Source organism: Cupriavidus sp. 8B, from assembly GCF_054589115.1.
The window spans coordinates 1-24,099 of record NZ_BAAILO010000555.1; the positions used below are offsets into that span (position 1 = coordinate 1).

Annotated in this window: 17 protein-coding genes and 3 pseudogenes; 10 read left to right on the forward strand and 10 right to left on the reverse strand. The window is 58.2% G+C overall.

Features of this window, described 5'->3' with window-relative positions; genetic code table 11:
• Window positions 1-738 (forward strand): annotated as a pseudogene (gene tnpC, locus ACYP5B_RS47930) (IS66 family transposase); the annotation flags it as partial.
• Window positions 739-863: 125 nt separating this feature from the next.
• A complete protein-coding gene (locus ACYP5B_RS47935; RefSeq protein ID WP_459574431.1) occupies window positions 864-1,163 on the forward strand; it encodes a hypothetical protein in 300 nt (99 codons plus the stop codon).
• Window positions 1,164-1,202: 39 nt separating this feature from the next.
• On the opposite strand, the gene ACYP5B_RS47940 is transcribed toward ACYP5B_RS47935, so the two are convergent.
• A complete protein-coding gene (locus tag ACYP5B_RS47940) occupies window positions 1,203-2,468 on the reverse strand; it encodes an IS256 family transposase (protein ID WP_459574433.1) in 1,266 nt (421 codons plus the stop codon).
• A 510-nt stretch (window positions 2,469-2,978) separates the two neighbouring features.
• Here ACYP5B_RS47940 and ACYP5B_RS47945 point away from each other — a divergent pair.
• The 7 genes and pseudogenes from ACYP5B_RS47945 to ACYP5B_RS47975 all read left to right on the forward strand — a co-directional run.
• A complete protein-coding gene (locus ACYP5B_RS47945) occupies window positions 2,979-3,524 on the forward strand; it encodes a tyrosine-type recombinase/integrase (protein WP_459574434.1) in 546 nt (181 codons plus the stop codon).
• Complete coding sequence (locus tag ACYP5B_RS47950; RefSeq protein WP_459574435.1) at window positions 3,521-4,465, forward strand: tyrosine-type recombinase/integrase; 945 nt, start codon at window positions 3,521-3,523, stop codon at window positions 4,463-4,465. The genes ACYP5B_RS47945 and ACYP5B_RS47950 overlap by 4 nt, the downstream gene beginning before the upstream one ends.
• Window positions 4,458-5,456 carry a tyrosine-type recombinase/integrase gene (locus ACYP5B_RS47955; protein ID WP_447430064.1) on the forward strand — a complete coding sequence of 333 codons (999 nt, stop codon included), beginning with the start codon at window positions 4,458-4,460 and terminating at the stop codon, window positions 5,454-5,456. The genes ACYP5B_RS47950 and ACYP5B_RS47955 overlap by 8 nt, the downstream gene beginning before the upstream one ends.
• Before the next feature lie 123 nt (window positions 5,457-5,579).
• Window positions 5,580-6,191: pseudogene (gene tnpC, locus ACYP5B_RS47960) on the forward strand (IS66 family transposase); the annotation flags it as partial.
• Between the two features lie 1,373 nt (window positions 6,192-7,564).
• Window positions 7,565-9,682: a hydantoinase/oxoprolinase family protein gene (locus tag ACYP5B_RS47965; RefSeq protein WP_459574437.1), complete on the forward strand. Its 2,118-nt coding sequence runs from the start codon at window positions 7,565-7,567 to the stop codon at window positions 9,680-9,682.
• A 10-nt stretch (window positions 9,683-9,692) separates the two neighbouring features.
• Window positions 9,693-11,684, forward strand: coding sequence for a hydantoinase B/oxoprolinase family protein (locus ACYP5B_RS47970; protein WP_459574438.1), 1,992 nt, complete (start codon window positions 9,693-9,695; stop codon window positions 11,682-11,684).
• A 484-nt stretch (window positions 11,685-12,168) separates the two neighbouring features.
• Window positions 12,169-12,402, forward strand: a pseudogene (locus tag ACYP5B_RS47975) (transposase); the annotation flags it as partial.
• Window positions 12,403-12,865: 463 nt separating this feature from the next.
• Here ACYP5B_RS47975 and ACYP5B_RS47980 read toward each other — a convergent pair.
• The 6 genes from ACYP5B_RS47980 to ACYP5B_RS48005 all read right to left on the reverse strand — a co-directional run bounded on the left by ACYP5B_RS47980 (window position 12,866) and on the right by ACYP5B_RS48005 (window position 20,223).
• Window positions 12,866-13,852 carry a tripartite tricarboxylate transporter substrate binding protein gene (locus tag ACYP5B_RS47980; protein ID WP_459574440.1) on the reverse strand — a complete coding sequence of 329 codons (987 nt, stop codon included), beginning with the start codon at window positions 13,850-13,852 and terminating at the stop codon, window positions 12,866-12,868.
• 97 nt (window positions 13,853-13,949) lie between these two features.
• Complete coding sequence (locus ACYP5B_RS47985; RefSeq protein WP_459574442.1) at window positions 13,950-15,338, reverse strand: citrate/2-methylcitrate synthase; 1,389 nt, start codon at window positions 15,336-15,338, stop codon at window positions 13,950-13,952.
• Between the two features lie 431 nt (window positions 15,339-15,769).
• Complete coding sequence (locus tag ACYP5B_RS47990) at window positions 15,770-16,021, reverse strand: zinc ribbon domain-containing protein (RefSeq protein WP_459574629.1); 252 nt, start codon at window positions 16,019-16,021, stop codon at window positions 15,770-15,772.
• On the reverse strand, window positions 16,022-16,243 hold the full coding sequence (locus ACYP5B_RS47995; RefSeq protein WP_459574443.1) for a hypothetical protein: 222 nt from the start codon (window positions 16,241-16,243) through the stop codon (window positions 16,022-16,024).
• A gap of 205 nt (window positions 16,244-16,448) precedes the next feature.
• Window positions 16,449-16,673, reverse strand: coding sequence for a helix-turn-helix domain-containing protein (locus ACYP5B_RS48000; protein WP_459574445.1), 225 nt, complete (start codon window positions 16,671-16,673; stop codon window positions 16,449-16,451).
• An 88-nt stretch (window positions 16,674-16,761) separates the two neighbouring features.
• Window positions 16,762-20,223, reverse strand: coding sequence for an adenylate/guanylate cyclase domain-containing protein (locus ACYP5B_RS48005; RefSeq protein ID WP_459574631.1), 3,462 nt, complete (start codon window positions 20,221-20,223; stop codon window positions 16,762-16,764).
• A gap of 538 nt (window positions 20,224-20,761) precedes the next feature.
• On the opposite strand from ACYP5B_RS48005, the gene ACYP5B_RS48010 reads away from it, so the two are divergent.
• The gene (locus ACYP5B_RS48010) at window positions 20,762-20,860 is read left to right on the forward strand and encodes a hypothetical protein (RefSeq protein WP_459574447.1); all 99 of its coding nucleotides are present in this window, start codon (window positions 20,762-20,764) and stop codon (window positions 20,858-20,860) included.
• 175 nt (window positions 20,861-21,035) lie between these two features.
• On the opposite strand, the gene ACYP5B_RS48015 is transcribed toward ACYP5B_RS48010, so the two are convergent.
• From ACYP5B_RS48015 to trpB, 3 genes are all read right to left on the reverse strand, one after another.
• On the reverse strand, window positions 21,036-21,401 hold the full coding sequence (locus tag ACYP5B_RS48015; RefSeq protein WP_459574448.1) for an EF-hand domain-containing protein: 366 nt from the start codon (window positions 21,399-21,401) through the stop codon (window positions 21,036-21,038).
• 441 nt (window positions 21,402-21,842) lie between these two features.
• The gene (trpA, locus tag ACYP5B_RS48020; protein WP_459574449.1) at window positions 21,843-22,658 is read right to left on the reverse strand and encodes a tryptophan synthase subunit alpha; all 816 of its coding nucleotides are present in this window, start codon (window positions 22,656-22,658) and stop codon (window positions 21,843-21,845) included.
• Between the two features lie 185 nt (window positions 22,659-22,843).
• Entirely contained in the window at window positions 22,844-24,037 is a 1,194-nt protein-coding gene (trpB, locus tag ACYP5B_RS48025; RefSeq protein ID WP_459574451.1) for a tryptophan synthase subunit beta, read from the reverse strand.
• Window positions 24,038-24,099: the final 62 nt, after the last annotated feature.

Here is a 24,099-nt window from a genome sequence, read left to right on the forward strand (position 1 = left end):
CTGGAAGATCTGCTGGCCGAGGAAGGTGCGGCCGAAACCGAAGCCGATCCGCAGGCTACCCCTCCTGTCCGGAAGAAAGCGGTACGCAAGCCGTTGCCGGAGCACTTGGAGCGGGAGGAGCGCATTCTCGAGCCCGAGACCGAAGCCTGTCCAGAGTGCGGCGGTAAGCTCAAGCCGCTGGGCGAGGACATCTCGGAGCAACTCGATATCATCAGCAGTTCATTCAGGGTGATTCGGCAGGTGCGGCGCAAGAAGGCCTGCGCCTGTTGTGATTGCATCGTCCAGGCTGAGGCGCCAAGCCGGCCGATTGAGCGCGGCATTGCCACGGCGGGGCTGCGCGCTCACATACTGGTTGCCAAATACGCTGATCATCAACCGCTGTACCGCCAAGCCGCTATCTATGCCCGGCAGGGCGTGGAGCTGGACCGCACGACCATGGCTCGCGGTGTCGGCGCTTGCGGTGCGCTGGTACGCCCCCTGGTCGAGGCTTTGCACCGATACGTGATGATGCCCGGCAAGGTGCACGCGGACGACACGCCGCTGCCGGTACTTGCGCCAGGTAAGGGGCAGACCAAGACGGGAAGACTATGGGCCTACGTGCGGGACGATCGCGCATCGGATTCGGATGCTGCACCTGCGGTCTGGTTCGCCTACACACCAAATCGCCAGGGCCGACATCCCCAAGCGCATCTGGCCGGCTTCCGCGGCATCCTGCAGGCAGACGCGTATGCGGGCTATGTTGCGACCGAACTTATGTTGCGGCGTCCGATTGTCGCCGAGGAAACCTGGAACATTACCCGGCTATTGACGTGACATAAATTTCGGCGCTCTGTGACCTTCCAACCATCGTTCGGAGGTCTGTCATGTCCAAGAAGCCTGCCGCAGCAAAGGTCGAAGGGAACCGCCATTGCGAGGCGCCGTTTTTGCTGGAACGGGAGCGATATTTACGCCACTGCGCCGAGTTGGGTGCAACGCCTGGATCGCTGTGTATAAAGAGAAATGAGCTCATCTGGATCGCTCGCCTTCTACCTGCGACTGCATCGCAAGGCGTCGATATCAGTGTGCTGCATGAGATCGCGCGCAAGCGAGCTTCAATACATACGGGCGTCACAATGGGATATCGGATGATCGTAACCGCCCGACCGTGGTTACGGTTGAGATAAAGTCAATTGTGGTGTACGGGGGGTGATCGTGGCCGGTCGTCAGGCGGCGAGTTTCTGCTGAACCGGCGGATTGTCATGCGCCGGATTTCCGTCCTTGAAGGAAACGCCCTTCAAGAGCAGTTCGATGTGTTCGGCGCCATTGATGCGGCGCCATGTTTTCTCGGCTTCCTCGATCAGCTTGAAGGCCAGGCCAAGGAAGGTTGCTCGTGACACACAATTGCGCGTGCGCGTCGTGCGGTGACGCACGGTCGCGAAGGTCGACTCAATCGCGTTCGTCGTGCGGATGTGCTGCCAGTGCTCGGCCGGGAAGTCGTAGAACGTCAGCAGGCTGTCTCGATCTTTGGTGAGCACGCCGGTGGCCTTGGGGTACTTGGCGCCGTAGATCGTCACAAAGCGATCGAAGGCGGCATAGGCATCTGCCCTGGTGGCTGCCATCCAAATCGCCTGCAGATCTGCCTTGGCGCGGCCATGCTGGGATTTTGGCAAGGCGTTCAGGACATTGCCCATTTTGTGGAACCAGCAACGCTGGGTACGCGTGGCCGGAAACACCTCCTCCAGGGCAGCCCAGAATCCCATGGCGCCATCGCCGACCGCCGCCAGCGGGCCAGCCTGCAGACCGCGGGATTTCAGGTCCAGCAGTACTTCTGCCCACGATGCCTTCGATTCCCGATAGCCATCGCCGATCGCCACGCGCTCTTTCCTGCCGTCGGGTGTGACCCCGATGATCACCAGCAGGCATTGCCCGTCCGAGCCTTCGCTGCGCAGACCCGTGTGGATGCCGTCCACCCACCAATACACATAGCGCGCCGCCGACAGATCGCGCTGATTCCAACTCGCATGCTCGTCCGCCCACTGCGCCTTCAATCGGCTCACCACGTTGGCCGATAGCCCTTTGGCGTCCTCGCCCAGCAGCACCGACAGCGCCTCGCTCATGTCGCCTGTCGAGACTCCTTTCAGGTACAGCCAGGGCAGCGCCGCACTCACCCGCGGCGACTTCCTCACATACGGCGGCACGATCGCCGAGTTGAACTTCACGCCGGAACCGGACCGGTCGCGCACCTTGGGCACCTTCACGGCTATCGGTCCAGCGCCCGTCAGCACCTCGCGCTCTGGGAGGTAGCCATTGCGAACCACGGCGCGCTGCCCGCTCAATGTCTTGACGTTACTGAACTGCTCAAGCAGCTCTGCCAGCTCCACTTCAATCGCCTCCTGGATCACCCGCCGGGCCCCGCGCCTGATCAGCTCATCGAGCCCAAGCCCGATTCCCGATAGACCGACTGCTTCTTTCCCTTTATCCTTGCTCATGGTGGACCTTTCTTGTGCTGGTTTCCGATCTCGACAATCAGATTCTCAGCGGAAAGCTCCACCGCCCTCTACTCCGCGCCTCAATTTCCCCGTCCGTACACCAGTTTCGACTTTAGCTCGTTACGGTTCCTCGGGTGGTGGCGTGAGCCAACCGTCGCTCTTCCGTTTCAAAGCCATCTCGACAGCTACGTCAAATGGATGCGCGATGAGCGAGGGTTCACTCCGTCCACGGTTTGTCAGTGGCAGAGCAGGACCAGACAGTTTCTTCAGTGGTGCGTAAGCACCGATCGCCGGCTGGAGGATCTGCAACCAGATGATATCGATGCCTACTTTGTTCAGAATGCATCGCGTTGGGGGCGGATATCGATGAAGGGGATAACGGGTGCCCTTCGGATATATTTGCGTTACGCGGCCACGCAAGGATTATGCGACGCACGCCTTGCCACGGCACTACGCACGCCTCGTGTCTACACGCAGGAATCCCTACCATCTGCGCCAAGATGGACCGACGTGCAACGGATCCTGGCAACTACCGGGACCGACAAGCCGGCTGACATCAGAAACCGCGCGATTCTGATGCTCTTATCGATCTACGGCATGCGCCGCGGAGAGGTAGTGGCTTTGCGCCTTGATCAGGTGAACTGGGCCGGACGAACGTTGAATGTGTTTCGCCTGAAACGCCGGCAGCCGCAGGTCTATCCGTTGTTGCCAACCGTTGCCGAAGCATTGGCCAGCTATATCGACATCGTGCGCCCGCGGACTTCTGCACCGGAGATATTTCTCGGACTGCATGCACCGCATCGTCCACTGACCCCGCAGGCCGTGTTCGACGTAGTCAATGGCAAGTTTAGAGCGCTGGGAATTGAGGCGAAGCATCGTGGCCCACACGCATTGCGCCACGCCTGTGCTGCAAGCCTGGTCGATCAGGGCTTAAGTTTCAAGGAGATTGGTGATCACCTTGGCCACCATAGTGCATCGGCCACGATGACGTATGCCAAAGTCGATATGCGCGCGCTACGCGAAGTTGGCGACTTCGATCTGGGAGACCTGTCATGAAACTGATCGACGTGGTGACAGCATACGTAACAACGCAACGGTCGTTGGGCCTGCGATTCGTAGCTGCCGACCGACTCTTGCGGCAGTTTGCCCATCAGATGGGGGACGTCGGCATTGCCGACGTCCGGCCGGATGCCGTCGTGCAATTTCTGCAAGGAACGGGCCCCCTCACCAATACATGGCGGCTCAAATACAATGTGCTTTCAGGGCTGTACCGGTTTGCCATTAGCAGGGGATACAGTGGGTCATGTCCGCTTCCCGCAAACGTGCCGAAACTGCCGCCACCCCAAACTCCCTATGTGTACTCGACGGACGAGCTCCATCGCTTGATTGACGCGACGCCTCTGCTGTACAACTACCGTAGTCCACAGCAGGCATCCATGTACAGGACATTGATTCTCCTGCTGTACGGCAGCGGTTTGCGCGTCGGCGAAGCACTGCGGTTGACCATTGTGGATGCGGACCTGAACAACCGTGTCATCATCGTACGCGACACGAAGTTCTTCAAGACTCGTCTGGTACCGGTTGGGCAACGGTTGTCGATGGAATTGGCCTCGCATATCGAGCGCCGTCGGGGCCTGCCGATGCCTGAGGGCAGTGACTCGCGTCTGTTCGCTTCACGCACTGGGCAGAGGTGGCCGTATTCGCAAGTCATTACCCTGTTTCAGCGCCTGCGCCAGATGGCTAAGATCAAGTGCCCCGAGGGAGAATTGCATCCGCCGCGCCTGCACGATTTGAGGCATACCGCGGCAGTGCATCGGGTTCTTGCATGGTATCGCGATGGCAAGGATGTGCAACGCCTGCTTCCGCAATTAGCGACCTATCTGGGCCACGCTGATATCAAATCGACGCAGCGATATCTGAGTATGACACCGGAGTTGCTCGGAGAGGCAAGTCGGCGTTTCGCACAGTACGCGCAGTGTGGAGATGGTCATGAATGACAGGAACCTGCTTGGACCCTGGATCCGGCGCTTCATGCTTGAGCATATGGTCGCGGAACGGAACTTCTCGCCCAACACCCAAGCAAGCTACCGCGACACGTTGACTTTACTATTACCGTTCGCGGCCAAGCTCGGCGGCATTGCAATCGATCGGATGACAGTTGAGGACCTTTCGCCAACCATCATCCGCCAGTTTCTGGATCATGTCGAACGCGATCGGCATTGCGGTGGCGCCACCCGCAATCTGCGGCTGAGCGCGGTCCATTCTATGGCTCGCTTTATCGGCACGCATTCGCCTGTTCATCTGTCGTGGTGTAGTGAGGTACGGTCAATTCCATTCAAAAAGACGGCTAAGACATTGATCGACTATCTTGAGAAGTCCGAGATGGATGCTTTGCTGGCAGCGCCGGATCGACGCACGGCTATTGGGGCGCGCGACTATGCATTACTTTTGTTCCTGTACAACAGCGGAGCTCGCGCGGACGAAGCTGCGAAGTTGACCATCGGACGCTTGCAGCTCACTGAGCCGGCCTCCGTTCGCATACTTGGCAAAGGAAACAAGATGCGTGTGTGTCCGTTGTGGCCTACGACATCTTCCGTATTGACTCAACTTGTAACGGGACGCAATGCAAACGACACCGTATTCCGTGGACGGACAAACCAGCCGATGACACGATTCGGCATACATCGTGTCGTCACCCAATATGCCACGCTCGCGTCGGAGACACATCCTACGATGAAAGATAAGCGTGTCAGTCCGCATTCGGTTCGACACACGACCGCGGTTCATCTGCTACGCGCGGGCGTCGATATCAACACGATCCGAGCTTGGTTAGGGCATGTCTCTTTGGATACGACACACATCTACGCCGAGGTCGACCTGGAAATGAAAGCAAAGGCGCTTGCTCGCGTCGACCTCTCGGGCTTGCCCGCAGCATCAAGGCGCGCAACCACGCTGCCTACACTGATGACGTTTCTGAAGCAACTTTAGTTTGTAGGGGGCATTTTTATGTGCGGACACGAGTCAGCGGTCATTGGACAAGCCCTGACTCGACACCATCGCCGTAACATAAATTCGATCGCAACATAGCCACTGAAATGTTATGCATAACATTTCAGTGGCTTCAACGCTGTTTTTACCGATGGCAGTGTGCGCGAAGCAGCTTGTATGGCCCACGCGCGCCGTAAGGTGCACGATCTGCATGTCCGCAAGGCAACGCCGACCACAACGGAGGCGTTACGCCGGATCGGCGAGCTCTATGCCATCGAAGCGGAAATCCGGGGTAAGCCACCTGCCGTGCGTCAACAGGTGCGGCAGCAAAGATCCCGGCCCCTACTGGACAGCTTCGAAGTGTGGTTGCGAGAGCGGCTATTGACGCTCTCGACGCAGTCGGAAACGACCAAAGCCATCAACTACATGCTGAACCAGTGGCAAGCGCTAATCTACTACTGTGATGATGGCCTGGCAGAGATAGACAACAACATCGCGGAGAATGCGCTGCGCGGTGTCGCGTTGGGTCGGAAGAATTTTTTATTCGCCGGCGCTGACAGTGGCGGCGAGCGCGCGGCCGCAATGTACTCGCTCATCGGGTCCTGCAAACTCAACGGCATCGATCCCGAGGCCTATCTGCGTCACGTCTTGGCCCGCATCGCCGATCATCCCGTCAATCGGATCGACGAACTTCTGCCGTGGAACGTCGCCGCTCAACTGGCGTTGCAAGCCTAAAGCAGCACCATTCCTGTCTCGTCGTCAACCACGGTGCTGGCGATCCGCTTACGCACTTAGTCGCAAAAGAGCACGACAATGTGACCCGAGCGTATTTGCAATTGCACGTCAAATCGACACATCAAAGCGAAGCGCTTGTCGGCAATGGTCCCTGGGCTGTGGATCCCTGACACCAGCGGCGCTCAACAAGGCACTGATGAAGGGGCCTTTGTAGTCGCTGCGATGATATTCGCAAGACATCCTCAGCATGAGGATGTCACCGCGGCTCCTGCCGAGGTGCAATGCCGAGTGTCAATTGCGTGAATCTTGCCCAAGCGAGGACGGGCGTAGATCAATGCGCCCGGGATCGGCACGCACACGCAACGTTCGACAAGGTCGACGAAGGCTTCAATACCTGCCGTCGCCACGCGATAGTGGCGGAGAGCGAGCGGGTGATTGTGCACCGTCAGCTCTGCCGGATTCACCGCCGTTGCAATAGCCGATAGGAGCGCGGCTGGCCGCGCGGACTCGGGTCGCGCTGACACGTGAGGCACGCGGTGCGACTTTCGCGACCGTGGTGGTCTTCTCATTCATGCCGGCTCCTGGCCTGCGGGATCAGTTCCTCTTCGCCCTTTACGGCCGGCAATAGTCGAACCCTGGCCAGCGCCAATTTGCGCCCGCGCCCCAACCATTAGCGGCAGTACCCCCGCGCATTGCGCAATGCCCTTACCTTTAACTGGACCCTTGGCCAGTTGCACAACCAGCTGTACTGGTGTCATTGTTTCACTTGCGGGTGCAGACGGAGGGGGGCTTTGCTGTCTGGCGCTCGCGCCCCACCTGCGCGATGTCGCTGGCCGCCCTCCGACGCTTTGCGGCCTGCTTGCGTCTGAGAGCAAACAAGATCTCGATCGGAGTGTCGCCCGGGCCGAAGTCGAGCTCGCGCGCCCGCTTGGCCTTGAAGATTTTTGCGGCGCAGCCGCAATGAATGCGAAGAGAGGTTGCGGGACTCGAAAGATGTTTCACCACCTTGGACTTGGTCAGTTTCAGTCTACCGCGTCTAGCGAGCTAATTCCCGAGGCGCTAAGCCGAAGCGGATGTCCGGAACAGCGATTCGAAGCCCCAATGAAGTTGGCTCAATCTGAACGAAGTGCTGCCACCCCTCTGACCTCTCGGCGTTGCACGGGTAGCATTTTCACCGTCATTTACAACCTCCTCGCTTTAGCAATCTTGATTATGTAATCAAGATTGACCACGCCAATCCACCACCATAAAGTCGGTAGTATTGGTGCGGCGTGCCCGCTTTTCCTCACATATCCGCCGCTCCAATGCGTTCCAAAAATATCTTGATTTTTGAGCACGCAAGAACTAGTAGTCAAAAACGACAAGGAGACGGAATGAGTTATGTGATAGGCATCGACACCGGAGGGACGTTCACCGACGGCTTTGTTGCGCATGAAAGCGGTCGCCTGGCATCAGCCAAGTCCCCCTCGACACCGCCTGACTTCTCGCAGGGATTTCTCAACGTCCTCGATGAGCTGGCACGCGAGCTCGGCATTTCCACGGCACAGCTTCTCGCGCAAACGCGTTACATCGTGCATGGGACCACATCAACGATTAACGCGGTGATCACTGGCGACGTGGCAAAAGTGGGGTTCCTGACCACCCGCGGTCACGCCGACTCCATTTCCATCATGAATCTAGAAGGCCGATATGCGGGTCTCGGTCCAGACGAGATTCAGAACATGGCGCGCACCAATAAGCCGCAGCCACTTGTTCCGCGCGATCGCCTCTTCGAAATTGACGAGCGCATCGACTACAAGGGGGCCGAAATTGTCCCTCTTGACGAACGCGGCGTTCGCGAAGCAGTCAGAAGACTAGTGGAAATGGAGGTTGAGGCGATTGCGGTATCGTTTCTGTGGTCGTTCCGCAATTCCACTCACGAGCGTCGGGCACGTGAGATTATTTCCGAGGAAGCACCTCACTTGTATGTTGCGCTTTCGAGTGACGTCAGCCCGCGTATTCGTGAGTATGCGCGCAGCGCCACGACAATCATCAATACGCAAATCGGTCCCGTGTTGCGCAAGTACCTTGTGCCGCTGGAGACGCAGTTGCGCGAACGGGGCTTTACTGGCGCATTGCTTGTCATGCAGGGCTCTGGGGGTTGTGTGCAGGCGGCCGATGCGCCCGCTCACGCGGTAAGTACGCTGGGCTCGGTGCTTACCGGCGGCGTGGTCGGCTGCCTTCACCTCGCGGACGCACTTGGTCACAAGAACGTCGTGTCTACTGACATAGGTGGAACAACATTCCTCGTCGGCCTCGTCTTGGATGGAAAGCCTGCAACCACAACGACAACAGTGTTGCATCAGCATCAGATCAATACCACGATGGTTGATGTGCATACGATCGGCGCAGGAGGTGGTGCAATCGCCTGGTTGGATGCAGGTGGCAACCTACGTGTCGGGCCGCGCAGCGCGGGCGCGCGACCCGGTCCCGCGTGCTACGGCGAAGGCGGAACCCTCCCCACGGTCACAGATGCGGATCTTGTGCTCGGGATCATTAATCCCGACAACTTCCTTGGCGGACGCAAAAAGCTGCATCGAGAACTCGCGGAGGAGGCTATCCGACAGCATATCGCGGAGCCACTAGGCCTTTCGGTCGATGAAGGCGCTGCCGCTATCTATGCCATCCAGAATGCTCAGACTGCTGACCTGGTACGCAAAGTCGTAGTCAATAGCGGCTACGACCCGCGCGACTTCGTCGTCTATTCCTTCGGTGGCGCTGGCCCAATGCACTGTGCCAGCTATTCGGCGGATCTAGGTGTCCAAGAAGTCGTCGTACCGCTTGGATCAACCGCTGCGGTCTTTTCCGCGTATGGACTTGCCGCATCCGATATTGTATTGACCGCCGAATCCTCAGCACCAGACAACTTCCCCTCGCCGGCAGATCAAGTCAACGAGATTTTTGTCAGACTTGAAGCGGAGCTCCATCAGCGTATCGTCGACCAGGGCCTACATTTTACTGAAGTCCGGTTTGAACGCGAAGCGGATCTCCGCTATACGATGCAACTGGCGGAAGTATCGACGCCCGTGCCCACCGGCATTCTCGACGATGACGCTGTGCGTCTGGTCGGCACCCATTTCGAAACGCTGTACGAAAAGCTCTACGGAAAAGGGACGGGCTTCGCGGACGCTGGTCTGCAAGTCATTACCTACCGCGTCCGTGCAATCGGCTGTCTACCCTCCCGCCCCACGTTGCCTGAGCTCAAACGTCAGCGCGGCGAGACTCGCCCCCATCGGACTCGTCAAGTCTTTCTCGATATGCGTCACGGATGGGAAAGCACATCCATTTATGACTATCGAGACCTCGCTACTGGCGCACAAATCGAAGGTCCGGCCGTCGTCGAGGCACCGACCACAACGGTAGCTATCCCACGAGGCTGCGCGGGGGAAGTCGATCGTCTCGGCAATCTCGTCTTGCGCTACGACGTCGTTTCCGCCGCCCAAGCGGCATGAGGAGATTCTGATGACTATTCTACATGTGGCCGGTTCAGAACGCTTCGCCTGCCGCCCGGACAACGACGCCAAAATCTACCGCGCAATTGACGGCCGACTGAACCTGCATAGCGTTACCGAACAGGAAATCGCGACTGTTGATCCCCTTACGTACGAAGTCATTCGTCATAGACTTGCGATGATCACTGAGGAAATGGGCAATGCACTCAAGCGCATGTCCGGTTCAGTCGTCGTGACGGACGCCAACGATTTCGGTGCCACGATTCTGGATGAACTTGGCAACTCAGTACTTGTAGGTCTGTACAACACGCAGCTCGCTGCCTCGGTCGACATGGCCGCCAAGTGGACTCTTGAGCATCGCTCGGAGCGACCGGGTATCCGACCGGGTGACATGTTTTTGTGCAACGACCCGTGGGTTGGCGGAGGTATTCACCAGAATGACGTTACCGTACTGGCCCCTCTCTTCCACGAGGGTGAGCTCTTTGCGTGGACGGCTGCGGTATGCCATCAGGTCGATCTCGGCGGTGTCTCGCCGGGAAGTTGGTCGGTCGAAGGACAAGACGTATTTTGGGAGTCAACGCCCGTACCACCGGTGAAAATCGTCGAAAATGGGGAACTGCGTGTCGACGTCGAAGATATGTATATCCGGCGCTCCCGCGTTCCTAGGCTAATCGCACTGGATCTTCGCGCAAAGGTCGGTGCTAACAACATCGCGCAGGAGCTCTTGACCCGTTTGATCGCAAAGTACGGCGCCCGAACCGTGAAGGCCGTGATGAAGCGAATCATGTCCGATGCCGAAGATCGTCTGCGCGCCAAACTGCGCTCTTTGCCTGATGGTTCCTGGGGTGCGGTTGCGCACCAGGACAGCGCGCGCAGCGGAGATCGCGGAATCTACAAGATCGTGCTGACGATGCACAAGCACGGTGATACGCTCCATTTCGACTTCACTGGCACAGACAGTCAAGTTGAAGGGTTTATCAACTGCACCTTTGCAGGTTTGCGCGGTGGGATAATGCCCATCGTACTGACTATGCTCTGCGGCGATATTCCTTGGGCGCCGGGTGGCTTGTACCGGTGCTTGCAGATCACTAGCGAACCGGGAACGATTAATAACTGCACATTCCCAGCGGGCGTCGGCAAGGCATCTGTCGCGTCGGCATGGGCCACGCAGAACGCAGTCTCAGAGTGCGTCGGGAAAATGTTGTCTGTGCACCCCGAGCATCGCAAGTCTATGATGTGCGTCTGCTGTGGAACGTGGGACCTCGCGCTGATCGCTGGCGTCGACCAGCGCGGTGGCCCATTTGTCACGATGCTGTGCGATGCGATGGCAGGCGGTCTCGGCGCCAGAGCCGATCAAGATGGAGTCGACACAGGGGGCCTTAACTGCATCCCAATGGGCCGCGTGGCCGACGTGGAGATTAACGAGTTTGCGTTTCCAATTCTGTATCTGTGGCGCCGAGAAGAAATCGACTCTGGTGGGCCAGGCAGATATCGCGGAGGAGTTGGTGGCTCCAGTTGCTTTGTGCCACACGACTCCCCGTTGGGCGAAATACATCTTGTAGTTTCCGCACCCGGCAAAGCCGTTCCGATGGCCGCTGGAATCGGTGGTGGGTATCCAGCAGCAACCCAACACGACGTTCTGATTCGCGGCGCCACAGCCCGAGAGCTGCTTGCTGCCGGCAAAATTCCAGCATCCATAGACGCGCTCCAGGGTGCGCCGGTCGTCTTGCCTCCTCATATTGAAACGCATCTCGCAGTTACCGACGCATATTACACGCATTGGCAAGGCGGCGGCGGTTACGGCGACCCCTTGCTGCGCGATCCAAGTAAGGTTGCGCTTGATGTCGCCAGCTATAAGGTATCGCCGCACTCGGCTCTAGATGTTTACGGCGTCGTCCTCGACGGCGCGGGCACGGTAGATATGCCTGCAACTGACCGTTATCGAGTACGACTACGCCGCGAACGAACAGGTACGTCAACTTTTGCCGTTGACAAGGAGTGACGCTATGCGAATTGACGACAATCTGGAGGTCTCAGAATCTGGGGCGGTTTCATGCTCGCATTGCGGGACTGCTCTGGGCGACTGCGCAGACGAACCACTGAAGAATGCGATTCGGAGCGAGTTTCCATCCACTGCCGCGGGAGCGAGTGTGCGCGCTGAACCGGCACGTTTTACGGAAAGACCAATCGTCCTACGCCGGACTTTCTGTCCGGGTTGCCTAGTTCTACTTGAAACCGAGATCGTGCCACAGGACGAAATGTCTTACCGGACATGGACACTGAATACCTGACGGACTAGCTTGACGGCCCGACGCGTAGGCAACGTCGGGCCATACCCCTGCACAAACAAACGAATACACCCACCGCTGAAGCCCTCGGCTTGTAGTCTCAGGATTATCGACAATTTTCGAGTGCGGTGGAATTTTCTTTTAAACATCAGGGTACGGTGTCAAGTTCCTCAAATCGTGGACTTATTCAGACCTTCCCTGAAGGCTGGCAATGCAGTCGATGCGACGTTCATCTCGGCGCCCATTTCCACCAAGAACCCAGGTAGCGAGCGCGACCCGGAAATTCACTCGACCCAAAAGAGCGGCAACTGGTACGGGACGAAGGCGCACATCGGCGTGGACGCCCATTTAGGCCTTGTGCACTCTGTCATTGCCGCCGCAGCAAACGTTCACGACACCGTCCCGGCTGGCTCAATACTGCACTGCGACGAATGAGATGTGTTGCTGATTCAGGAGAAAGGCATTCGCTGGCATGTTGTTGCCATGTGCCGGGTAAGCGCAGAGGACCTCCCCGACGGTGAGAATCCATTGGCCTCCGATCGCGGACCACCACGCTCGCGTTGCGCACGGCATGGGCTCGGAAGTAGCAGTGCTGGCAGACAAACTTGGGCTACGTGGGCCGGCTGTCTGAGTGGTCCGGCCGCATCGACTACACTCCTGCGAACTGTAATGCGGTGGCACCATCACGACTAACGTGTTTCAACGCAGTGCCTTGTATTGTGCGCCAAAGTCTTGCCCCACGTGCTCATCAGAATTCGCTCATTGAGGCCAGGCTTGGCGCGAGCGTATTGCGCGGCTAGAGTCCTGACTCGTCCTGCCGAGCCTTGCCGCGATCGCGCGTGGTTTCCATGCAGAAGACGTGCATTATGCACCCGCGGGACGTCGATGGCGGATACTACTCCAGAGATACCGCATATCTCACCGCGAGCTTCTTCCACATCGGGATTTCGTCAGCGATGGTCTCAGCAAAAACTGAGGGACTTGATCCAACGATTTCATAACCCTGCGATGCGAGGGCCTCCCGTACGTCTGGCTTTCTGAGCGCAGCCGTTGTGAGCGCGACGAGCTTGTTTGAAATTGGGTCAGGCAAACCCCGAGGTACGACGAGTCCAAACCACACCTTGATGTCCAAAGTGCTCAGCCCTTGTTCCGCGGCCGATGCAACGTCAGGCATGGACTTGCTTCGCTCGCGTGCTGTGACGGCGAGCAAGCGTATGCGACTATCCCGTTTGAACGGCAACGTATTGGTTACGGTGCTGACAAAAACTTGCACTTGACCGCCGAGCGCATCGGCAAGTGCCGGTGCGCAACCCTTATACGGAACATGGACGAATTGCACATTCCAGGCAGCCGCGAGCATCATCCCGGAAAAATGTTCGGGGCTTCCATTTCCGCACGAGGAGAATGCGAGTGGTTGCCCCTGCGCTTCTGCCTTCGCGCGCAGAGCTGGAAGCGTCAGTACTCCGAGGGAGGTCGACACACCAATGACGAGCGGGGAGGTAGCAAGCAGCGAAACAGGTTGGATATCCCGTTGTGGATCGAACGGCAGCCTCTTGTACACCGCGCCATTCATGGTGAGATTGTTGTTGATTAGACCAATCGTATAGCCGTCTGCGGTTGATTTGGCAATTGTATCGAAACCGATGTTCCCGGAGGCACCGGCGCGATTCTCCACGACGAATGCTTGGCCAGTATCTGATGTGAATGATTTTGCTAGAACGCGCGCAATGGTGTCCGTTCCACCGCCAGCAGGAAAAGGCACGACAATGCGTACCGGCCTTGTGGGATACTGCTCGGCGGCCGTGGCGGGTTGGGGGGCAACGATCTTGCCGAGTACGGTCGCGAGCAGAGCCGCTCCGACCGATGAAAACATCGCCTTCATTGGGGTCTCCTGTTCCCGCCTGATCCCTTCTGACTCAAGGCCAGGCGCGGTCTATTATCAAATAAAGTAAAGAGAGGGGATAAATAGCATTACTTGGCTATGGCGCGAATTTAGCTCGTGGCCGCACGAGGAAGCCTGAAAGCCGCTGCTCCTGCACATGCGCTGCATATCCCGCGATACGCGCAAGCAAAAACAGTGCGCCAGGTGCATCCTGCGGCAAGTTCAGAGCAAGCTGTACCGCAACAAGAGCAACCGGTAGGCTTGGCCTAACCTGCCACCTTCGTGCACACTCATCAATGAATTCGAGGAGCGCGCGACTTCCTGGTGCTGGGTTGGACATACGCGTTACCGCATCGATTAGCAATGAAGCGCGTGGGTCGCCTTTGGGATAAAGGGGATGGCTGAAGCCCGGAATCTGCCAGCCGTTCTCGCGTGCCTGCGCAAATTCTTCGAGCAAGATCGCCCTGCTCGCCGATGTCCTGACAAGTTCGTCGGTCCAGGCCGCATCACCGCCTGTTAGAGGTCCCTCAAACGCGGCAATGCCCGCCAAAACGCAAGTGTTCAAATTGGCGCCGGTAGAAGCGGCTACACGAGCGGCGAATGTCGCAGTTGCAAGCTCATGGTCCGCGCAGAGAATCAACATTGCATCGAATAGTGCTAGGTGTTCGCTCCGCACGTTCAGGGCACGACCCAGCAAGCACGCTACTGATTCGCTCGAAAGAGGCACGATCAACGGCTCGCCGTGTAGGCAAGCAAATGCGCCGGCAAGCACCTGGATGATCTGTCGCGCCGCCGGGGCGGTGCCCCCCAACTTGAGCTCGGGATTCCCGTTTTGAGTCGCAGATAGCAACTCCACGAGCATCGACAGCAAGTCGCGAAATCGCATGGTCGGGATGCGGGATACCAAGTCATTGGCAATGACATAGAAGGCGTCAGGCGGAAGCTCTTGGTCCCAGCCCCCTGTGCGCTCACTCCATACGCCTGTCCAGATTAAATCGGCTACTGCCTCGAACGTGCAGCCATGACGAACAAGTTCCGTGGCCAAATGCGAGCGATAACGTGGGCCGCTACCGGTAATTTCCGTGATCGAAGATGAAACGACCGGTTCACCCCAACGCAGTGCACCTGCAGCCACAGGGCCATGGCCAGAGCGCGCAATGCTGCGCAATCGCACTCTCTCGACATCTTCGCGCGAATAGAGCTTCTGGTGTGTCCCTTCTTGGGCTATTGCACCGATCCAACCGCGCGCGACGTAGGCATATAACGTCTGCGGTTTAATACCAAGCAGTTCGATTGCGCGGTATGCGGGAACGAAGTCAGGCAGCACCGCAGACTCCGTAGTCGAGATGGCGCCCTCCACTACGATTCGTCGACGACGCTCCGCTTGCGGAAAGCGGTCATCTCGAATCGGCGCTTCGTGCATGTCAGCGACTTCGCGAGCACCGCGATCTTGAGTAGGTTCGTTATCGAGTCGGGCAGATTTCACTCAGATCCTCCATGCTTTCTCTCTCTCGGTCGCAATGAAAGCGGGGCCTGTAGTCGACGCGAAAAACGCGAGAAGCGCTTCTCGCTGATGAACGTCAGTGTAGACAATTGGACTCAAGCGCGACAAAGCTTTGCTCTACTGAATTGCCACTCTTTTGCCCCCGTTCTCTATCGCCGCCTTCGCGTAGCTCGTTATCCTGAGTCTTCCGACTGATAGGTATGAGTCAAGTGAGGGGTGGACCGAATAGACAATACCGGAAGCCGTCACTTGCTTCGAAAGCCATAACACAATTGGACGCCGCCCCGCAATACGTACGACGGCTGGCTACTCGATTCTTGGTCGTCGTGCGAGTCCGCCGCGCTCAGCCTGTGCACTCGGTACCAGGATTGTGGCTTCGAGGAAAGGTGGTATCGAACGATCCCACGCGAATCTTAAGCCTGATCGCCATAGACTTCCAATGCAAAAACTCCACCAACGCATAACAAGAACGTCATGCATTGATGGATGCAAAGCCGACTTCCTGCTTCATCGAGGCCAGTTTCACCGCCGTCTTGCGAGGGGGGCCAGCGCCCTCCCTCTCCGCAGACTGATACCGTGGAACTCGCCATGAACTTCAGATTGATCGCGGCATTCACGTCGCGATCGCGCGCTATGCCGCAAACAGGGCACGACCACGGACGTATCTACAGCGCCAACTCATTCAGCTTGTGCGCGCGAACGTTCAGGTCTTCGATGCCAATTGTGTGGACAAACCAGCGGTCGGCCACACGGGAGACCGCGGCGGACATGATCTTGCCAGCGAAGCGCAACGTCTCGCGCGTGTGCACCCAACCGAGATTGGGGATGCGAATGCGCGAACCGTCGAGGCTGAACTGGTTATTGGTAAGCGTAAAGCGGTCGTGCACGCCTTTCTTGCGGAACCGGGGGTAGCGGGCGCGGCCGGCAAAGAAGTTCTGGAATGCCTGCCCGAGCTAGATGATGGCCATCTGCGGCGCGTTCTTCGTGAACTCCAGCATCCACGGGAACTGCTCGCGCTTGATGGCGTTGAGTCCGGCGAAAGGAGTGCAGCGACGGCCTGGAATGGTTGGTATCGGCCTTAAACGTCTCGTACTAGCGCTTCCATTCGGCGAGCGCCCAGTTGTAGGCAAAGCGCGCCGTGCCCGCTGCGCGGGCCAGATAGGTAGCCTGTACATTGTTCGGATCGAGCGCGATGCGATGGGCGATCAGCACTGCGACGCCGCCCCGGCCTGGCGCACGCCGTCGAGCAACTTCCGGTTCTTGCGCGAGCGGCTCAGATATCGCGTACTCGTGACCGGCACGCTGTTGCGGCGCCACTTCCGCCACCTGAAGAGAACGGGCTTTGTGCGCGTGGCCATCCGGGCACGGTCGCTGCTATCGTGCACGCCAGCTCGGCTGACAACTTTTAAGACAACTCATTCAGCAGCTCTATTGCCTGACGCGAATCGACGGTCTCGAATCCTTCCGTGAAGGAACCATGGGTCTCTGTCAGAATTTTCCGGGCGGCGTCGTTCTTGCATTGACGCTGCCAAAGCCGGGCAAGGCTCAGCACGCCTTGCAACTCAATTGACTTGGCCTTTTGGCGGCGGGCCAGCGCAATTGCCTTTTGGAAACATGCCTGTGCTGCTTCGGCCGTCTCGGACAAGCTGGCATCCTTCCCCGGCAACTGCAACATCAATTCTCCCTGGAGGCGATTCAGCGTCGCTTCATCGAAGCACTCGCTGGTATTGCCCACCAACATCAGCGCGTCATCCACCACCCTCAGCGCCAATTTGGGCTGCCCTGCGTTGCCATACGCATCGGCGAGGAGTCCTAGAAGGGATGGCCGCCCCAACGCCGCTCCGGTTAACTCGTTGGCGCTCAGACCCTGGTGAATTAGCGCGATTCCCTCCTCATGGTTGCCTTGTCGTACAAGCGCCCAGCCGCGCAGGATCGTCGCCCAGGCCAAATAAAGTGGAAAGCCCCGTTCACTCGATAGTGCGAACGCGGCATTGGCGTACTCCAACGCCGGTCCCAGTTCACCCCGTCGCTGGTGCAGTTCGGCCGCGAAAACAAGGCCTAGAGCAAGGCTAAATGGATCTGCGGCTTCCCGGGCGAAAGCCAGAGCCTCCTCCGAACGGGCGAGTGACTGATCCGGCAAGCCCAGATACCATAGGATCCAACTCAGGGTGCTGCGCATGTGCACTGCGGGATTTCGCGCATAGCGCAGGAGATGGCCGTATGACTGCTGGTCCGGGCGGTACAGTTTCAACGCCTGTTCTATGTGAGTACGCGCTAGACTGATCTCTCCGAGTCGAAACATCGTGGAGCTGAGAAGACGGTGCGCCTCTGCGAGTTCTTCAGTTTGCTGTGTGACCTGCGCGTGGCCGAGCAGACGGTCCGCAAGGACGTGTGCCTTATTGAGTTGCGCACGCAACAGGTAGAATGACCACAGTCCATATTGCGCAGAAAAGCACTGCGGTGATTTCTCGTCCTTTTCGCACAAAGCTAGCGCCCGCGTGTAGATAAGCTCCACTTCCGGCGCACTGGAGCCACGCGCGACCATCCAGGCTGGACCGAGGGTTAGCAGCAGCGTTAGTTCCTCGCGCCGGCGTTCCGGGGTATCAGGCAAGGTCTTCAGCAAATCGAGGGCCGCACTGAGATGGCTCATCGCCTCGAGCTGCGCCGAACGCTGCAGACTCTGCGTGCCAGCCAGCGTCAGGTATTCGATTGCCTTCGGCACGTTGCCGCTCTGGCTGTAGTGGTATGCCAGTTCGCTGCAATATTCCTTCAGTTTGTCCGGAAACAGCGCCTCAATGGCCTGAGCCGTGCGCTCATGCAGCATGCTGCGCTGTCCGGAAAGTAGCGAGGTGCTTGCCACTTCCTGTGTCAGCGCATGCTTGAACACATACAGTACCTCTGGGTAAGCAGGACGTTCGTAGATGAAGCCCCCCTCTTGGAGGGCCGCCAGCAAAGGATATAGCATCCCTTCGGTCTGCCCCGTAACATGACCGACCAGACTGGAAGGAAATTCCGTGCCGATCACCGCCAGCGTCTGCAGCAGTTCCTTCTCGGGGACCGACAGCCGGTCGATACGGGCCGCCAGCACCGCCTGGACGGTCGTCGGGATATGCAGCGCGAGGTGGGCCTTTTCGATCCTGTAGTTTCCCCGCGGGCCGAGCAGCGCGTTTTCCTCGACAAGCGTCTGGACAACTTCTTCCACGAAGAAGGGATTGCCCTCAGTTTTTATCAGGATCAGCTGTTTGAGCGGCACCAGCGACGGATTGTCTCCTAGCAGTGCCGTGAGTAGCCCATGCGCTTCCGCATGACCAAGCGGTTCCAAATGGAACTGAATGTAGCAGCGATTTCCGCCCCAGTCATGCCTGTATTCGGGACGATAGTTGACAAGCAGAAGCATCCTACAGCCAGGCACCTCCGCAACGAGAATATTAAGAAAGGCTTCCGTTTCACTATCGAGCCACTGCAAATCCTCGAACAGGACAATGAGTGCCTGGTTCTGGCACTCGCGCACCAAGAGTCTTACGATCGCCTCGAAGGTTCGCTGGCGCCGGGTGGTCGGATCCATCGTCGGCATTGTGGACCCCGGTTCGGCAATACCTAGAAGATAGAGCAGGTACGGCAAATGCTCCTCAAGAGAGCGATCCAGGATCAGCAGCTTGCCGGCGGCCTTCTCCCGATAGCGGCGTTCGTCATCCTGTGTCGTGATCTGGAAGTAGTTGCGCAGCAGGTCGATCAGAGGCAAATAGGGAAACGCCTTGCCATGCGACACTGAGAAGGTCTCGAGCACCATGCAGCCTTGCCGCGAGCGCGCCTTGAATTCATGGAACAGACGGGATTTGCCAACTCCCGCTTCCCCCACGACGCCGACGATCTGCCCACAGCCAGCCTTGGCCAGTTCCAATGCCTCACTAAGACGTTCCAGTTCGGGCTCACGACCGACGAACCGCGCCAGGCCGCGGTGCGCCCCCACCTGCAGCCGCGTACGTAACGCTCCCAGGCCGAGTACCTCATACACCTCAAGCGGCTCGCGCAACCCCCTAATCTGTGTGCGCCCCAGGGCCCTAAATTCAAAATACCCCTCGGTCAGCCTGTAGGTCGAATCGCTGACGAGGATGGACGACGGCATCGCCGCCCCTTCCATTCTAGCGGCGATGTGGATGGTTTGACCCACCGGATCGTAGTCGGTGCGCAAGTCGTCCTGACGGATCGAGCGGACCACGACTTCCCCGGTATGAACGCCAACCCGAATCTGCAGTGGAATGCCCTGCTCCAGTCGGATCATGTCGCTATGGCGGCTCATGGCTTGTTGCATGCGAAGTGCTGCAAACAACGCCCGCGGCGCATGGTCTTCGTGGGCAATGGGTGCACCGAACAGCGCGAGAATGCCATCACCCAGAGATTTGGCCACATATCCTTCATAGTGATGGACCGCTTCCATCATCAGCGCCACAACAGGGTCGATCAGGCTGCGCGCATCCTCGGGGTCAAGGTCCTGAATCAATGCTGTTGAACCGGCCATGTCCGCAAACAACGCCGTGATGGTCTTGCGCTCGCCACCTGCGTCCCCGCCCTTGGCTTCCATGGCGGCGCGCTCCGCTCGGATGCGCTCAGCCAGATGAGGCGGGGTGTAAAAGACCGGGGCCGGCCCCGGGGGCGTCAGGGACGCTAGAGGCGGGACAGCTAACGCGGGGACATGGCGTGGCGCTGGCCCCATGTCGGTCAGCTGAGCCCCGCACGTCTCGCAGAATTGAGCGCTTGGGCTGCACGCGTGGCCGCATTGCGGACAGGTCTGCGTCAGCGGCTGCCCGCAATGCTCGCACAACCTGGCGCCGGCGGGATTCTCGAACCGGCAGTGTGTGCAGCGCATTTCGTCCCCCCAACTGCCATTGGCCGTCATGCACCCATTACAGGTGCAATCACCGTCGTTGACAAGACTGCCACCATGCGGCGTCGTGAACGAGAGGTGAAAAGATGGAGAGGCCGCCTTGGCTTGCGCCAGGATTCTAAGCGGGGGCGCAGCCCTGCATACATTCACGATGATGAAATTTCATCCGTACCTGCAATGCTATAAGCTCATCGGGCCGTTACCGGCAGTGAATCCCCTGCTGGCCTCAAAGTGAGTGTGGGTTCTTGGGGCTGTCGGTTAATTGCGTTTTTACGTCGAGACGCTTCTCCCCGAGGAGTCAATGGGCACCGAGAAACCAATCGAGTCAGGCACAGCCCGAATCTTGGCCAACTTCACGCACAACGTACACCTCGAAATACCCAGAATCCGGGAGGCCATAGACACATAAGTCTCAACACCCGGTGGCTGAGCCGGTCTATAACGCGCGAGAGCAGCAAGCTGCTCGTCGCATACCGAGCACTTCGCTCCAGTGCTCGTTGGCACACACCATACATGCACAGTGGGACGCATATCGATTGACATGCTAGCCGTAGACCTCGCCAAATGCCCCGAGGCCACGGTCGGCACACCTGTCAAGCTTGGGACATGCACGTGCTGATGATTGCTGACGTTGCCGCAGCCGCAGGCACAATCGGCGATGAAATCATGTGCGCAGTGGCGCCGCGAGTACGTCTCTGGGGGAACAAGGAAGCATCAGGCCGTGATGCCAGTTCAGTTCTGGGGTACCGCGACGAGGCCAAGGGAATCAAGCCTCGCCCTATCCGTAAAGAAGCTCAATGCCAAACCGGGTTCTCCCGCTGCATTTGCTCCTGGGTCTTCGCTTGCCAGTACGCGCCAATTTGGCGTTCAGTCACGTACCCTTTCTTCCTGGCATCAATTTTGTCGAAGCGTTTATAAACCTCCGGCATACCCGCTTTAGCTTCTTCACGGGTCAGCTTACCGTCATGGTTGACGTCGGCCGCCTTAAACCGCTCCTTAATCAGAGCCTTAGCTTCCTTGGTGGTCGGGGGCGCTTTCGGAACCTCCGCTGATTCTGCTCCCTGTTGAGAATTCGATTCCTGCGCTTGCTGCGCGTTTGCACCTGTAAAGAGGAGCGTCATCACAACGGCAAAACCAGCAGTCAGTTTACGTACGTGCATTTCCTACTCCTTTGGATTTCGTAAAAACACTTTATATCCGAAACGTCCATGGCCTATGCGCCTGAAAAAACTGCTTCGCCCATGCCAATTTCGACAGCGAGAATATCGCACCAATGAATACCATGGTAGTGGAAGGAGCTGGCGCACCGCCTGAGGTTTCATCAAATTGTCACTTGATGACAGGCAAGGAGGCGTGCCAAACGGTACGCCCTTTATTCGCTCCTAAAACGCACTGCGCAATGGGAATCAGACCGTGAGTCGACATTATGGGAACCCTCTAGAGCACAATCAAATGATTTGATTACTCGAATCGATAACACATTCGTCATGAGTTCGCTGATGCATCTCCTCTCTTAGTGACTTTAAACACATATTTTCAGGAGAGGGGCCCCCCTCTTCCAAAGCCTGGCCAAAGCCGTGGATGTTTAACGGAAAGCGGCTCTACAATGCCCGTCGATTTGTCTTGTCCAAGGTTTCCCGCACATCGGCAATGAATCGGGTGAGCGTATCAATAGCACTCTGTGGCGACGCGTCTTCGAGTAGCTGCACGAGACGGCTACCGATTACCACGGCGTCGGAGAACTCAGCAACAGCACTTGCGGTTTGCGCGTCGCGGATGCCGAAACCGACCCCTACGGGCAATGGTACTTGCGACTTGATAGCTGGAATCTTTTCCGCAATGCTTTGCACGTCCAGGCTTGCCGCACCGGTCACGCCTTTTAGTGACACATAGTACACATAGCCGCTTGCCAACTGGCCGACTGCAGCAAAGCGTTCCTCCGTAGAGGTGGGGGCAAGCAAGAAAATAGTGTCAATGCCGACTGAACGCAGTGTTTCAGCGAAATCAGCCGACTCTTCCGGCAAATAGTCGACAGTGAGCACGCCGTCGACGCCCGCTTCCTTTGCTGCCGTCGCGAATGTGTCAACCCCCATGCGCTCAATGGGATTCGCGTACCCCATCAGCACGACTGGCGTGTGAACATTGGTCTCTCGAAAGCGCTTTACGTCAGACAGTACCTGACGCAGCGACACACCTTTCGCGAGCGCACGTTCGGACGAGCGCTGAATGACGGGCCCGTCTGCCATAGGGTCCGAGAACGGAACGCCAAGTTCGATGACATCGGCGCCGCCCGCGACAAGGGCATGCATGAAGTCAACGGTGCGTTCCGGGTCGGGGTCCCCGGCAGTAATGAAGGGGATAAGACCTTTTCTGCCTTGCGTGGCAAGTTCCGCGAACGTAGCTTTAATGCGTGACATAGAAGCGTCCTAAATATCAATAAGGAGGGGCCACCTCGTGTTGCAATGCCCTACCGAATGCGATTGAGGGTCGATATGTGGAAGTGGCCATCCGGTGGCGGGACGTCGCTGTATCACAGCGTGAGCTGTGTCCTGAACAGACACAACTGTCAGCGTGTACCCGACGCCGGCGTGCATGGTCGCAGTTACAGACTAATGCCGGACCGGTCGGCGACCGTATGCATGTCCTTGTCACCGCGGCCCGACAGGTTGACGAGCAGAACCTTGTCCTTCGGCAGCGTAGGTGCAAGCTTGGCAGCGTATGCAAGGGCGTGGCTAGACTCGAGCGCCGGGATAATGCCCTCAATCCGGCAGCAGTCGTGAAACGCTTTGAGCGCCTCGTTATCAGTGATGCTGACGTACTGGGCCCGACCGCTGTCCTTGAGCCATGCATGTTCAGGGCCCACTCCCGGATAGTCGAGGCCTGCCGATATCGAGTGCGCCTCGATAATTTGGCCATTCTCGTCCTGCAGCAAGTATGTGCGGTTGCCGTGCAGCACGCCCGGTACGCCGGCTGTCAGTGCTGCTGCATGGTGACCCGTTTCAATACCATCGCCCGCTGCTTCGACGCCAATTAGCTGCACCGATCCATCGTCGATGTACGGGTAAAAAATGCCCATTGCGTTGGATCCACCGCCAATGCATGCGATTACCGCGTCTGGCTGCCGGCCGACTAGCTCCGGCATCTGCTCTCGGCATTCGTCGCCGATTACTCGCTGGAAATCGCGCGCAATCATTGGATACGGATGCGGACCGGCCACCGAGCCGATGATGTAGAACGTGCTTTCGACATTGGTGACCCAATCGCGCATGGCTTCGTTCAGTGCGTCCTTGAGCGTACGCGAGCCAGACTCCACGGGTACGACCGCCGCTCCCAGCAGCTTCATCCGGTAGACGTTTGCCGCCTGGCGCTTAACATCCTCCGCCCCCATGTAGACGACACACTCCATCCCAAAGCGCGCCGCTATCGTCGCCGTGGCCACACCGTGCTGACCCGCCCCCGTTTCGGCAATCACACGTTTCTTGCCCATGCGACGCGCAAGCAAGGCTTGGCCAATGACGTTGTTGATCTTGTGGGCTCCCGTGTGGTTCAGGTCTTCGCGTTTCAGGTAAAGCTGGGCTCCACCAAGGAGTTCGCTCCAGCGACGCGCGTGATACACCGGGGACGGACGGCCGACGAAATGCTTCAGCTCACGCTGGTATTCACCGACGAAGTCAGCGTCCAGCTTGCACTTGGCGTAGGCTTGGCGCAGCTCGGCAAGCGCGTGGACAAGTGTCTCGGAGACGAATACGCCGCCATATTGGCCAAAATGGCCCCGCTCATCGGGAAGGTTATACATGTCATTCTCCAGAGCACGCCAACCCATTGCGGATGCAGGATGCGGCGGTGCTAATGTCGTTG

What these genes read in the sequence shown, in the direction of transcription:
- ACYP5B_RS47935 (WP_459574431.1), top strand. Translation starts at nt 864, where the DNA reads ATGTCCAAGAAGCCTGCCGCAGCAAAGGTCGAAGGGAACCGCCATTGC.
- ACYP5B_RS47940 (WP_459574433.1), bottom strand. Translation starts at nt 2,468, where the DNA reads ATGAGCAAGGATAAAGGGAAAGAAGCAGTCGGTCTATCGGGAATCGGG.
- ACYP5B_RS47950 (WP_459574435.1), top strand. Translation starts at nt 3,521, where the DNA reads ATGAAACTGATCGACGTGGTGACAGCATACGTAACAACGCAACGGTCG.
- ACYP5B_RS47955 (WP_447430064.1), top strand. Translation starts at nt 4,458, where the DNA reads ATGAATGACAGGAACCTGCTTGGACCCTGGATCCGGCGCTTCATGCTT.
- ACYP5B_RS47965 (WP_459574437.1), top strand. Translation starts at nt 7,565, where the DNA reads ATGAGTTATGTGATAGGCATCGACACCGGAGGGACGTTCACCGACGGC.
- ACYP5B_RS47970 (WP_459574438.1), top strand. Translation starts at nt 9,693, where the DNA reads ATGACTATTCTACATGTGGCCGGTTCAGAACGCTTCGCCTGCCGCCCG.
- ACYP5B_RS47980 (WP_459574440.1), bottom strand. Translation starts at nt 13,852, where the DNA reads ATGAAGGCGATGTTTTCATCGGTCGGAGCGGCTCTGCTCGCGACCGTA.
- ACYP5B_RS48005 (WP_459574631.1), bottom strand. Translation starts at nt 20,223, where the DNA reads ATGCGCTGCACACACTGCCGGTTCGAGAATCCCGCCGGCGCCAGGTTG.
- ACYP5B_RS48015 (WP_459574448.1), bottom strand. Translation starts at nt 21,401, where the DNA reads ATGCACGTACGTAAACTGACTGCTGGTTTTGCCGTTGTGATGACGCTC.
- trpA (WP_459574449.1), bottom strand. Translation starts at nt 22,658, where the DNA reads ATGTCACGCATTAAAGCTACGTTCGCGGAACTTGCCACGCAAGGCAGA.
- trpB (WP_459574451.1), bottom strand. Translation starts at nt 24,037, where the DNA reads ATGTATAACCTTCCCGATGAGCGGGGCCATTTTGGCCAATATGGCGGC.